The 14,747-nt window shown below is 67.0% G+C and carries 1 protein-coding gene (cut by a window edge); it reads left to right on the top strand.

Features of this window, described 5'->3' with window-relative positions:
• Nucleotides 1–14,747, top strand: partial view of a non-ribosomal peptide synthase/polyketide synthase gene (locus AC6IY7_RS02280; protein ID WP_497781396.1) — the 3' portion only. The gene continues 2,206 nt to the left of window position 1, outside the view; the window shows 14,747 of its 16,953 coding nt (coding positions 2,207–16,953); the start codon falls outside the window, past its left edge; its stop codon occupies nucleotides 14,745–14,747.

Genomic DNA, 14,747 nt, shown 5'->3' with positions numbered 1-14,747 from the left:
CGCTGTGGACGCCGGCCGAGACCTATGCTGCGCTGCGCCGCCACGACATCGACATCGCCTGCTTCCCGCCCGCCTATCTGCAGCATTTGTCGGATCACGCGCGAACGCGCGCGGCGGCCGGCGAGGAGCCGCCGAATGTGTCGATCTACACCTTCGGCGGCGATGCGGTGACGAGGGCCAATTACGATCTGGCGCGGCAGGCGCTGCGGCCGCGCTGGCTGATCAACGGCTATGGCCCGACCGAGACGGTGGTGACGCCTTTGCTGTGGAAAGCCGATACGCAGGAGCCCTGCGACAGCGCGAGTGCGCCGATCGGCCGGCCGGTCGGTGCGCGCCGCGCCTTCATCCTCGACGGCGACATGAATCTCGCGCCGATCGGCGCGGTGGGCGAGCTCTATATCGGAGGCGACGGGGCGGGACGCTCCTATCTGGCGCGCGGCTATCTCGGCCGCCCCGGGCTGACGGCGGAGCGCTTCACGCCGGACCCGTTCGGCGCGGCGGGCGCGCGGCTCTATCGCAGCGGCGATCTCGCGCGCTATCGCGAGGACGGCGTCGTGGAATGCCTCGGGCGATCGGACGAACAGGTGAAGCTGCGCGGGTTCCGCATCGAGCTCGGCGAGATCGAGGCGTTGCTGACGGGCGAGGACGGGGTCGCGGCGGCGACGGCGGCGGTGTTCGAGGGCGCTTCCGGCAAGCGGCTCATCGGCTATGTGACGTCCCGCGACGGCGCGGCGCTCGATGTCGAGGCGCTGCGCGCGAACATCAAGCGCAAGGCTCCGGACTATCTGATTCCGGCGCAGATCGTGCAGCTCGACGAGTTGCCGCTGACGCCCAATGGCAAGATCGACCGCCGCCGCCTGCCGGAGCCGCAATGGACCGCGGCCGGCTACATCGCCCCTCGCGACGACCTCGAACGACGCATCGCCGAAATCTGGCGGAATGTCCTCGGCGTCGAAAAAATCGGCCTGACAGACGAATTCTTTCAATTGGGCGGGCATTCGCTGCTGGCGATGCAGATTGTTCTGCGCGTGCGCAACGCATTCGACGTCGACGTTCCTCTGCCGGCTCTGTTCGAGGCGCGCGATTTCGGCGATTTCGCCCAACGCGTGCGGGATTTGCGCGATCAGGCGAAAGGCGTCGCGCGCATAGCTCTGCGGCGGGCGGATCGCAACGTTCCGCCGCCCTTGTCGCCGGCGCAGAGCCGCTTGTGGTTTTTGTGGCGGCTCGAGCCGTCGAGCGCCGCTTATAATATTCCCGCCGCCGCGCGGCTGAAAGGACGGCTCGACCGATCGGCGCTGACGAGGACATTTCAATCGCTGATCGAACGCCATGAGACGCTGCGCACCACATTCCGGAGTGATGGCGGCGAACCGGTCCAGATCATCCATGATTCGCTTCCCCTCGATTTGACGCTCGAGGATATGAGCGGCCTGCCGATCGACGACCGCGAGAAGAGCGCCCACGACCTCGCCGTTCGCATCGCGCATCTGCCCTTCGATCTCGAAACAGGTCCGCTGCTGCGCGTCTGCCTGGTCCGCTTGGCGGAGGAGGAGCATGTGCTGCTTCTCGCCATGCACCATATCGTTTCCGACGGCTGGTCGCTGAATGTCTTCATCGACGAATTCGCGGCGCTCTATGCGGGCCATCGCGATGGGCGCGCGCCGCATTTGCCGCCGCTGCCGATACAATATGCCGACTTCGCCGTATGGAGCCGCGACTGGCTGGCGGCCGGCGCGGGCGCCCGGCAGCTGGCCTATTGGCGCGAGCGGCTCGGCGGCGAGGACGTCGTGCTGCAATTGCCGACCGACCGGCCGCGCCCTGCGGAGCAGAGTTATCGCGGCGCCAATCTGCGTTTCGACATCGACCCGGCCTTGACGGAGCGTCTGCGCGCGCTGGCGGCGGAACGCAGCGTCACCCTTCCTATGCTGCTGCTGGCGGTCTTCGACGTCCTCGTCCATCGTTATACGCAACAGACGGATGTGCGCGTCGGCATCACCATCGCCAACCGCAATCATGTCGAGACCGAGGGCCTGATCGGCTTTTTCGTGAATATGCTCGTGCTGCGCGCCGATCTCAGCGGCGATCCGACCTTCGACGACGTGCTGAACCGCGTGAAGGAAGCGGCGCTGGGCGCGCAGGCGCATCAGGATCTGCCGTTCGAGCAATTGGTGGAGGAGCTGCGCCCCAAACGCAGCCTCGGATATAATCCGCTGTTTCAGATCGCCTACGATCATCAGTGGAAGCGCTTCGACCGGCTCGACGATCTGTCCGGCTTGGCGATCGAGCCGTTCGAACATGAAATGTGCGCGACGCAGTTCGATCTTCTGCTGCACACATTCGAGACCGCCGGGCGCCTTTCCGCCACCTTCACCTATAGCGTCGATTTGTTCGAGCGCGCCGCCATCGAACGAATGGCGGATCATTGGCGTAATCTGCTCCAGGGCGTCGTCGAGCATCCGGGCCGGCGTATCGCCGACCTGCCGCTGCTCGGCGTAGCGGAACGCACCATCCTCGTCGAGCAGTGGAACGACACCGACGCCGCCTATTCGAGCGAGCGCTGCCTGCACCAATTGATCGAGGCGCAGGCCGCAAGGAGCCCGGATGCGATCGCTGTCGTGTTCGAAGAAAGCTCGATCGCCTATGGCGCGCTCGACGCGCGGGCCAATCGCCTGGCGCGCAAGCTGCGCGAAAGGGGCGTGGGTCCCGACGTCTTGGTCGGCGTCGCGGCCGAACGCTCGCTCGAATTGGTGGTCGCGCTGCTCGCCGTGCTGAAGGCTGGCGGCGCCTATGTGCCGTTCGATCCAGATTATCCGGCCGCACGCCTTTCCTATATGATCGAGGACAGCGGCGTCTCGCTGCTGCTCACGCAGGAACGGTTGCTCGATTCGCTGCCGCTCGACGCGACCGGAGCGCCTCTCGAGGTCTGGCGCCTCGACGCCATGGACGCGGAGCTCGAAGTCTATAGCGACGCCGGTCTCGACACGCTCACGCAGTCGCAAAACCTCGCCTATTGCATTTACACCTCCGGCTCGACGGGACGGCCGAAGGGCGCCGGCAACACGCATCGCGGCTTGGTCAATCGCCTGCAATGGATGCAGTCGGCCTATGGCCTGACCGTGAACGACAGGGTGCTCCAGAAGACGCCGTTCAGTTTCGACGTCTCGGTGTGGGAGTTTTTCTGGCCGCTGACGACGGGCGCGACGCTGGTCGTCGCGCCGCCGGGCGCGCACAAAGACCCGTTCAAACTCGGCGAACTCATTCGGCGCCACGATATCACGACGCTGCATTTCGTCCCGTCGATGCTGCAGGCATTCGTCGATTCCGATCAGCTTGCGTCGTGCCGCTCGCTGCGGCGCGTGATCTGCAGCGGCGAGGCTTTGCCGTATGAACTCCAGCGGCAGTTCCTCCGCTCGAGTTCGGCGGCGTTGCACAATCTCTACGGACCGACCGAAGCCGCCATCGACGTGAGCTATTGGGAGTGCCGGGAGGAGTCGGGAGCATCGGTCGTGCCGATCGGCAGGCCGATTTGGAACACGCAGCTTTACATCCTCTCCGGATTCGATCCGGTTCCGGCCGGCGTCGTCGGCGAGCTCTATATCGGCGGAACGGGCCTCGCGCGCGCCTATCACCAGCGGCCGGCCCTGACGGCGGAGCGTTTCGTTCCCGATCCCTTCGCGCGGCGGCCCGGCGAGAGGCTGTATCGCACCGGCGATCTGGCGCGACGCCGTGCGGACGGCGTCATCGAATATGTCGGACGCATCGACCATCAAGTGAAAATTCGCGGGTTCCGCATCGAGCTCGGCGAGATCGAGGCGCGGCTCTGCGAGCATGAAGCCGTGCGCGAGGCCGTCGTGCTGGCGCGAGACGCCGCGAACGGCAAGCAACTGGTCGGCTATGTCGTTGCCGACGAAGTGGGCCTGAAGGCGATGCAGCGACGCGACGCCGATGCGTCCGGCGCGCGCGTCGAAGAGTGGGAGACGGTGTTCGACGGCGCCTACAGCCTGGCGGACGTCGGACGAGGGCCGAGTTTCGCCGGCTGGAACAGCAGCTATGACGACAGCCCCATTCCCCTGGCGGAAATGCAGGAGTGGCTCGACGTCACGCTCGCGCGTATCGTTGCACTGAAGCCGGACAGGACATTGGAGATCGGCTGCGGCGTCGGCCTTCTGTTGCAGCATCTCGCGCCGCGCTGCTCGGTCTATGAGGGCGCCGATGTTTCCGGTCGGGCGATCGCCGATCTTCGCGCCTGGCTGGGCAAGCGCGACGAATTCGCCCATGTGCGCCTGAGTCGGCGCGCCGCCACGCAGTTCGAGGGATTGGCGCCGCACGGCTTCGACGTGGTGCTGCTGAATTCCGTGGCGCAATATTTTCCCGACGTCGCCTATCTCGTCGCCGTGCTGCGAGGGGCGCTCGACGTTCTGGCGCCGGGCGGCGCGATCTTCGTCGGCGATCTGCGGACTCTGGCGCTGCAGCGGCTGTTCCACGCCTCGGTGCAGACCGCCCGCGCGCCCGAGGGGCTCGGCCTGCGGCAATTGAAGGGCCGCATCGCCCGGGCGATCGCGCATGACGGCGAGCTCCTCGTCGCTCCCGAAATATTCTCCGAACTCGCTTCTGTCCTGCCGCGCATCGGCGCGGTGGAGATCGAGCTGCGGCGGGGCCGCAGCGACAATGAGCTGACCCGCTATCGTTACGACGCGATTTTGCGTTCGGACGTCGAGACCGCGCGCGAGCCCTGCGAGCGCGTCTCGTGGAATAGCGGGCCGGACATGATGGCGGCGCTCGACGCCCGTCTCGCTGCCGGCGGCGAGCGGCCGATCCGGATCGAGAGTATTCCCAACCGCCGCCTCGCCGTCGATCTGGCGCTGTGGCGGGCGATCGAGGCGAGCCCGGACGAGACGAGCGTCGAGACGCTGCGCGGCCGGATGATCGGCATCGAGCCGGAAGGGGCCGATCCGGAAAGCTTCTGGACGCTGGCCGAGGCGCATGGCTATCGCGCCAAGATCGCCTGGACGCCGGATCGCGACGACGGCTGTTTCGATGTCGAATTCGCCAAGCCGCAGGCCGATGCGCAGCCGCGCGGAATGAGCGAACGGAAGCAGCCACCAGAGTTTTCGCCTCGCTGGGACCGCTACGCCAATGATCCGATGCTCGCCAGATCCGTTCAGTCGCTCGGCGCGACATTGCGCGAGAGTCTGTCGGCGTCCTTGCCCGACTATATGACGCCGGCGCAGATTCTGGTGCTCGACAAATTTCCGCTGACGGCCAACGGCAAGCTCGACAGGCGAGCCTTGGCGGCTCCGGAGCCGGAGATCGGGCGAGCGGCCCATGCCGCGCCGGCGACCGAGCGGGAGCGCCAACTGGCGGAGATCTGGCAGGACATCTTGCAGATTCCCCGCGTCGGGCTGCACGACAATTTCTTCGACCTCGGCGGCGACTCGATCATTTCGATCCAGGTCGTCAATCGCGCCCGGCGGATCGGCATTCGCATCACGCCGCGCGATTTGTTCCAGCATCAGACGATCCAGGCTCTGGCGCGCGTCGCCACGATCGAGAACGAGGCGAAGGAGCCGGAGCCGCCGGCGGCCGGCCTCGTGCATCTGACCCCTGTGCAGCATTGGTTCTTCGAGCAGGACGTCCCCGAGCGCCATCATTGGAACCAGTCGGTCCTCTTGCGGGCGAGGGCGCCGCTCGACGGCGCTGTCCTCGCGGCGGCGCTGCGCGTCGTCGTCGAGCGTCACGACGCTCTGCGCCTGCGCTATCGACGCGACGATCTCGGCCGCTGGGCGCAGGAGCACGCCGAGACGGAGGATGCGTTCCGTCTGCTCACCTTTCATAGGCTCGCCGGCGCCGAAGAGATCGAGACCGTTGCAAACGAGGTCCAGGCGAGCCTCGATCTGCGGGACGGCCCGTTGATGCGCGTCGCCTCGATGGAGCTGCAGGACGGGAGCGCGCGTCTGCTGCTGGTCATCCATCATCTCGTCGCCGACGGCGTGTCCTGGCGCGTGCTGCTCGAAGACCTTCAGGCCGCATACCGGTCTCTCGAAAAGGGAGAATCCGTCCGTTTGCCGCCGAAGTCGAGCTCCTTCCAGCGCTGGTCGGGGCATCTCGCCCAAGCCGCCCGCGATGAGGCGCTGACGGCGGAGCTCGACTATTGGAAAGCGCAGCTCGGCAGAGCGGAAGGCGATTTGCCGCGCGATTTTCCCGCCGGCGACAATCGCGTCGCGCAGGCGCGCCAGATCGGCCTGCGGTTCGATCGCGAGCGCACGCGCCGGCTGCTGAAGGAGGCGCCGGCCGTCTATCGCACGCAGATCAACGATCTTCTGCTCACGGCGCTGGCGCGCGCGCTCTGCGCCTGGACGGAGAGGGATGCGGCGCTCGTGCTGCTGGAGGGACATGGCCGCGAGGAGGTTTTCGGCGGCGTCGACGTGAGCCGCACGCTCGGCTGGTTCACGACGATGTATCCTGTCTGTCTCGCCCCCGGCGGGGAGGGCGATCTCGGCGCCGCGATCAAGTCGGTGAAGGAGCAATTGCGGGCCGTGCCGAACAAGGGGCTCGGCTATGGACTGCTGCGCTATCTCGCCGCTCCGGAAATCGGAGATGAACTGAAGAAACTGCCGCAGGCGCGCGTCACCTTCAATTATCTCGGCCAGTTCGATCAGAGCTTCGAGGGCGAGGCGCTGTTCGAGCCGGCCTCCGAAAGCGGCGGCGGCACGCGCGGCGCCGGGGCGCCGCTCGACAATTGGCTCTTGGTCAATTGCCAGATTTATGACGGCGAGCTCGGCGTCGCCTGGCACTTCAGTGAGGGACAATATCGTCCGCGCACGATCGAGCGCCTCGCGAGCGCCTATTGCGCCGAACTCGAGGCGATCATCGATCATTGCGTCGCCGATGCGCAAGGCGGGGTCACGCCTTCCGATTTTCCGCTCGTGCGGCTGACGCAGGAGCAGCTCGATCGCCTGCCGGCGACGGCGCGGCAGATCGAGGACGTCTATCCGCTCTCGCCCGTGCAGAAAGGCATATTGTTCCATGCGCTACGCGATCCGCGGTCGCAGGCCTATGCAAACCGGGTGAGCGTCGCCGTCGACGGCCTCGACGTTCCGCGCTTCGAGCGCGCCTGGGCGGACGTGCTCGCGCGCCACGCCATTCTACGCACCGCTTTTGCGTGGCAAGGCCTGCCGGAGCCGGTGCAGATCGTCCATCGCAGCGCGCGCCTGCCGTTTCGGATCATCGACTGGCGCAATCGCGATGCTGGGCCTAGCGACCTCGCGGCTCTGGAACGCGAGCTCGGCGCCGAGGAGATCGACTTCCTGCGACCGCCGCTTCAGAGCCTCGTGCTGGCGCGGCTCGGCGAGAGCCGCTGTCAACTGATCTGGAGCCATCATCACATTCTGATGGACGGCTGGAGCACCGCGCAGCTGATCGGCGAAGTGCTGCAATCCTATCACGGCGGGACTACGCCGCCGCAGATCGGACGCTATCGCGACTACATCGCCTGGTTGCAAGGCCGCGACGCAGCGGCGAGCGAAGCCTTCTGGAAGGAGCAATTGCGGCTCCTCGACGAGCCCTGCCTGCTCGCCGACGTCATGAGCCGGACCGGCGCGGACGAGGAGGCGGGATATGGCGTCCTCCATGCACGGCTCGACCCGGCGCGAACGCGCGCGCTCAAGGCCTTCGCGCAACGCGAGCGCGTGACGCTCAATACTCTGGTCCAGGGCGCGTGGCTGCTGCTGCTGCTGCGCTACACGGGGAAGTCCGCGGTCTCCTTCGGCGCGACCGTCGCCGGGCGCCCGGCCGAGCTGGCCGGCGTCGAGAGTCTGCTCGGCCTGTTCATCAACACCTTGCCGATCATGCGCGACATGCGTTCCGAACAACGTGTCGGCGATTTTTTGCGCGAGCTGCAGGCGCATAATCTCGCCGTGCGCGACCACGAATCGACGCCGCTCTATGAGATCCAGCGCTGGGCGGGCCGCAGCGGCGAGGCGCTGTTCGACAGCATCATCGTCTTCGAGAACTATCCCGTCGACCGGGTGCTGCGCGAACGCGCCGACGACGACCTCGTCTTCGGCAAGGTCGACAGCTGCGAGACGACGCATTATCCGCTGACGCTGACCGTCACTGTCGCCGACCGGCTCAAGATCGCCTTCGGATATCGCACGGCATGTTTTGCGCCGCAGCAGATCGACGCTCTGCGATCCAGCTTCGCGCGGCTCCTCGAGCGCCTGGGGGAGGACGCCGATCGCGCGCTCGGCGCCTTTTCTCTTACCGACGCATCGACGCTCACTTCGCTCCAGCCGGAGCGGGCAGGGGAACGCGTCTATCCCGCGACCTGCGTTCACCGGCTCATCGAGCGGCAGGCGGGCAGGACGCCGCAGGCGACCGCGGTTATTTGCGGCAATGAGCAGATGAGCTATGCGGAGCTCGACGCCCGGGCGAACCGATTGGCGCATAGGCTATGCGACCTCGGGATAGGGCCCGACGCGCTCGTCGCCATCGCCGTCGAACGGTCTTTCGACATGATCATCGGCCTGCTCGCCATATGGAAGGCGGGGGGCGCCTATGCGCCGCTCGATCCCGACTATCCGCGAGAGCGGCTCGCCTTCATGCTGCAAGACAGCGGCGCGGCGCTGCTGCTCACGCAAAAGAGCCTCGCGCCGCTCCTGCCGCCGACCGTGGCGACGCTCCTGTTTCTGGACGAAACGCGCAGCGAACCGGACGGCGAGCCGCAAGGCGCGCCCGCTGTCGAGACGCATCCCGAAAACATCGCCTATTGCATCTATACGTCCGGCTCGACCGGAAGGCCGAAAGGCGCCGCCAATTCGCACGCGGCTCTGTGCAACCGGCTTTTGTGGATGCAGGACGTCTACGGGCTGACCGCCGATGATCGCGTCTTGCAGAAGACGCCCTTCAGCTTCGACGTCTCAGTGTGGGAGCTATTCTGGCCACTGATCGCCGGGGCGGCGCTCGTCATGGCGCCGCCGGGCGCGCATCGTCGGCCGGCGGAATTGCGCGAGACGATCGATCGTCACGCCGTCACGACGCTGCATTTCGTCCCCTCCATGCTGCAAGCCTTCCTGGAGACGGAAAACATCGGGCGGCGCGCCAGTCTGCGGCGGGTTCTCTGCAGCGGCGAGGCGCTGTCGAAGGATTTGCAGGATCGCTTCCTGCGGCAAGCCGGCGCATCGCCCGGCGCGCCCGAACTGCACAACCTCTACGGCCCGACCGAAGCGGCGATCGATGTGACCTACTGGCGGTGCCGCGCCGAAGACGGCTCGGCGGCCGTGCCGATCGGCCACGCCATCGCCAATGTGACGATCCATGTTCTCGATGGCGAGCTACATCCGCTGCCGGAAGGAGTCGCCGGCGAGCTCTATATCGGCGGCGCGGCTCCGGCGCGCGGCTATCATGCGCGCGCCGCGCTGACGGCGGAGCGCTTCCTGCCAGATCCCTTCGCTCCCGGCGGGCGGCTCTATCGCACCGGCGATCTGGCGCGCCGGCGCGCGGACGGCGCGATCGACTATGTCGGCCGCGTCGATCAGCAGGTGAAGATCCGCGGTCTGCGCATCGAACTCGGCGAAATCGAAAGCCGTCTGCGAGAGCATGGCGCCGTGGGCGATGCGGCGGTCGTCGCGCAGGAGGCGCCGGCCGGAATGAGGCTGGTCGGCTATGTCACGGCGCAGGCGGAGGCGCCCCCGGAGCTCGAGGAGACGCTGCGCGCGCATCTTTCGGCCTCGCTGCCCGATTACATGGTTCCGGCCCGCATCGTCCTTCTGGAGCGCATGCCGTCGACGCCGAGCGGCAAGCTCGACCGCAAGGCGCTGCCCAATCCCGATTGGACCGGCGACGTCTATGTAGCCCCGCGAACCGAGCTCGAGGAGACGCTGGCCGGCGTCTGGCGTTCCGTTCTCCGCCTCGAGCGGGTCGGCGTCGAAGATAATTTCTTCCGGCTCGGCGGCGATTCTATCATTTCGATCCAGGTCGTGAGCCGCGCGCTGGCGGCGGGGCTGCGGATGACGCCGAAGGACGTCTTCGAGCATCAGACCATCGCCGCGCTGGCGCGCGCCGTGCGACGGGACGAGAGCGAAGACGCGCCAGCCCCTCCGACAGACCTGCCGCTGGTCCTATTGACGCCCGAGCAATCGCGCCTGCTGCCGCTGCCGGCGGCGGAGATCGAAGATATCTACCCGCTCTCGCCGATGCAGCAGGGCATGCTGTTCCACTCCGTCGAAACGCCCGGCGCCGGCCTCTATGTCAGTCAGATGAGCGTTTCGGTCGAGGGCCTCGACGTCGCGCGTTTCGAGCGCGCCTGGGCGAGCGCGCTCGAACGTCACGCAATCCTTCGGACGGGCTTCGCTTGGCAGGGGCTGCCCGAGCCGGTGCAGATCGTCCACCGCAGCGCACAGGCGGCGTTTCGTCGGCTCGACTGGCGCGACCGCGTCGTCGGCGAAACGGAGCTCGCCGCCCTCGCGGCGGACGAGCGCCGCGCTGGCTTCGATTTCACGCGGCCGCCGCTGCAGCGCATCGTGCTGGCGCGCCTCGACGACGACCGGCATCGACTGATCTGGAGCAGCCATCACATTCTGCTCGACGGATGGAGTATTTCGCAGCTGGTCGGCGAAGTCTTCACCCTCTACCGAGACGGCGTCGCTTTGCCGGCGGCGGGGCGCTACCGCGATTATATCGCCTGGCTGCAGGGACGGGACGCGGCGGCGAGCGAAGCCTTCTGGAAGGAGCAGATGCGGCTCCTCGGCGAGCCCTGCCTGCTCGCCGAGGCTGCGGGCCGCGTCGCCGGCGATGCGGGCGGCGGCCATGGCGCGGTCTATACGCGGCTCGATGCGGAGCGAACGCGCGCGCTGAAGACTTTCGCGCAGCGTCAGCGCGTCACGCTCAACACTCTGGTGCAAGGCGCCTGGCTGGTGCTGCTGCAGCGCTATATGGGACGCTCGACGGTCGCCTTCGGCGCGACGGTGGCCGGCCGCCCCGCCGAGCTGCCCGGCGTAGAGCGTCTGCTCGGGCTGTTCATCAACACTTTGCCGATCGTCCGGCAGTTGCGCGCCGAGCAGCGAGTCGGCGATTTCCTGCGTGAGTTGCAGGCGCATAATCTCGCCGCGCGCGACCATGAATATACGCCGCTCAACGATATCCAGCGCTGGGCGGGGCGCAGCGGCCAGGCGCTGTTCGACAGCATCATCGTCTTCGAAAATTATCCGGTCGACCGCGCGCTACAGGAGCGCGGCGACCGTGACTTGCGCTTCGGGCCCGTCGCCAGCACCAGCGTCACCAGCCTGCCCATGGATCTGATGGTGACCGTCGGAGATACGCTCGCAGTGGAATATCTCTATCTGCGCGACTGCTTCGAGGCGGCGGCAGTCGAGCGGCTGAAAGCGCATTTCGAGCGCCTGCTGTCGACTATCGCCGAAGACGGCGATGCGCGGCTCGGCGAGCTCGACGCCATGCCGGCGGACGAAACGGCCCGGTTGCGCGGTTGGAGCGATCCTCTGGCGGGGACGGGCTCTTCGCCGTCGCTGTCGCTTGCGGAGCTTTTGTCGTCGGCGGCGTTGGCGCAAGCGGAGCGCGAGGCGGTGTGGTGCGCGGGCGAGGCGCTGACCTATGGCGCGCTGGAGCGGCGCGCCGTTCGTCTTTGCGCGCTGCTGCGTCGGCGCGGCGTCGGCCGCGAGACGCGCGTCGGCTTGGCGCTGGAGCGCTCCGCCGACTTCGTCGTCGCGCTGCTCGCCGTCATCAAGGCCGGCGGCGCCTATGTCCCGCTCGACATCGACTATCCGCCGGAGCGTCTCGCCTTTCTCATGCGCGACGCCGGCCTCGCGCTGCTGCTCACCCAGAGCCATGTCGCGCCGCGCCTGCCCATTCCCGACGGCGTTCCTTACATCGCCCTCGACGCGCTCGACGACGCGGACCTCGCCGACAACGCGGCGCCCTCGATCGCCGCGCATGAAGATCAGCTCGCCTATGTGATCTACACATCCGGCTCGACGGGGACGCCCAAAGGCGTCGCCGTGCCGCAGGGCGCGCTGTCGCGCCATTGCCGCGCCATCGCCGCCGCCTATGGCATGGACAAAGGCGGCGCGCTCGATCGCGATGGACGCCAGCTGAACGAGCTGCTGTTCATGTCCTTCGCCTTCGACGGCGCGCAGGAGCGTCTGTTGACCGGTCTGTTGTGCGGCGCGCGGCTGGTTCTGCGCGACGCGACGCTGTGGACGCCGGCCGAGACCTATGCTGCGCTGCGCCGCCACGACATCGACATCGCCTGCTTCCCGCCCGCCTATCTGCAGCATTTGTCGGATCACGCGCGAACGCGCGCGGCGGCCGGCGAGGAGCCGCCGAATGTGTCGATCTACACCTTCGGCGGCGATGCGGTGACGAGGGCCAATTACGATCTGGCGCGGCAGGCGCTGCGGCCGCGCTGGCTGATCAACGGCTATGGCCCGACCGAGACGGTGGTGACGCCTTTGCTGTGGAAAGCCGATACGCAGGAGCCCTGCGACAGCGCGAGTGCGCCGATCGGCCGGCCGGTCGGTGCGCGCCGCGCCTTCATCCTCGACGGCGACATGAATCTCGCGCCGATCGGCGCGGTGGGCGAGCTCTATATCGGAGGCGACGGGGCGGGACGCTCCTATCTGGCGCGCGGCTATCTCGGCCGCCCCGGGCTGACGGCGGAGCGCTTCACGCCGGACCCGTTCGGCGCGGCGGGCGCGCGGCTCTATCGCAGCGGCGATCTCGCGCGCTATCGCGAGGACGGCGTCGTGGAATGCCTCGGGCGATCGGACGAACAGGTGAAGCTGCGCGGGTTCCGCATCGAGCTCGGCGAGATCGAGGCGTTGCTGACGGGCGAGGACGGGGTCGCGGCGGCGACGGCGGCGGTGTTCGAGGGCGCTTCCGGCAAGCGGCTCATCGGCTATGTGACGTCCCGCGACGGCGCGGCGCTCGATGTCGAGGCGCTGCGCGCGAACATCAAGCGCAAGGCTCCGGACTATCTGATTCCGGCGCAGATCGTGCAGCTCGACGAGTTGCCGCTGACGCCCAATGGCAAGATCGACCGCCGCCGCCTGCCGGAGCCGCAATGGACCGCGGCCGGCTACATCGCCCCTCGCGACGACCTCGAACGACGCATCGCCGAAATCTGGCGGAATGTCCTCGGCGTCGAAAAAATCGGCGTCACCACCAATTTCTTCGAAGCGGGCGGCGACTCGATCCTCAGCCTTCGCGTGATCGCGGAAATTCGTAACTCTCCTGACATAGATCTGGACATCAAGCTGCGCGATCTGATGCAGTTTCAGACGATCGCCGAACTCGTCGTGAGACGCGCGCAATTTGCACCGGTCGTCGCAAAGCCGGCGCCGCGCGGCGCGCGCGCCGAAGACGGGGAATTCGACCTGATCCCGATCCAGAGATGGTTCTTCGAAGAGGAGATGGCCGAGCCGCATCACTACAACCAGTCGCTGATGGTGAGGACGCGAGAGACGCTACGGCCCGAATTGCTGGAAGAAGCGCTGCAATCGATGATCGCTTATCACGATTCCTTTCGCCTGCGCTTCCGCCGCGGCGAGGACGGGGTTTGGCGGCAGAGCTACGCCGACGTCGATGCGGCGCGGGCGGCGCCAACTGAAAATCCCGTGCTCTGGGTCCGGGACGCCGAGGATGCGCGCGCGGTCGAAACAATCTCCAATGAAGCGCAACGCAGTCTCGATCTCGAACGAGGGCCTCTGCTGCGCGCCGTTTCGATGCGCCTGCCGGATGGAGGCGAACGGCTGCTCATCGTCGTTCACCACCTCGTCGTCGACGGCGTGTCCTGGCGCATTCTGCTCGAGGATCTGCAGGCCGCCTATCGACGATTGCTGCAAGGCGCGACATGGGACGCGCCGCACAAGACGGACGCCTATCGTCTCTGGGCCGAACGCCTGACGGATCGTGCGCGCGGCTTCGATCTGCAAGCCGAACGGCCCTATTGGCGCACGGCGCTCGATCCGCGCGGGATCGCCGATTTGCCGCGCGACAATCCGCGCGGAAAGTCTCTCGTGAAGCACGGTAAGAGCGTCAACATCCGGCTCGATCGCGAAACGACGCAGAACCTTCTGAAGATCGCGCCGGAGGCCTATCGCACGCAGATCAACGATCTGCTGCTCGCGGCTCTCGCCATCGTTCTCTGCCGGTGGAGCGGGCAGCCTTCGGCGCTCGTCCAACTGGAAGGGCATGGCCGCGAAGATCTGTTCGATGACATCGACGTGACGCGCACGGTCGGCTGGTTCACCAGCGCCTTTCCGGTGCGCCTCACGCCAGATTTGCAGACTGGCCCCGGCGCCGTCATCGGCTCCGTCAAAAAGCAGCTCGCCGCGCTTCCCGACCGCGGCGTCGGCTACGGCTTGCTGCGCCATCTCGCCGACGAGCCGACGCGTCTCGAACTCGCCGGGTCGCCGCAGGCCCGCATCACCTTCAACTATCTCGGCCAGTTCGACCAGACGTTCAACGAGGCGCTGTTCGAGCCGGCGGCGGAGAGCGCGGGCGATCCCTATAGCCCGCAGGCGCCGCTCGCCAATTGGCTGGAGATCGTCGGCCGCGTCTATGACGGCGAATTATCGTTGCGGTGCATTTTCAGCAAGCAGGTCTATCGTATTGCGACAATCGAGCGATTGATGACCTCCTATCGCTTCGAGCTGGAAAAGCTGATCGGCCATTGCGTGGACATGCGCGCCGGAAAGACGCGTCCGGACCTGGACGCGGCGGTGGAGAGTTGA

It is taken from the genome of Methylosinus sp. is20ea (genome assembly GCF_059718135.1).
Note: the sequence above shows the minus strand (reverse complement) of the source record. Positions and strands in the feature narration are given on the sequence as shown.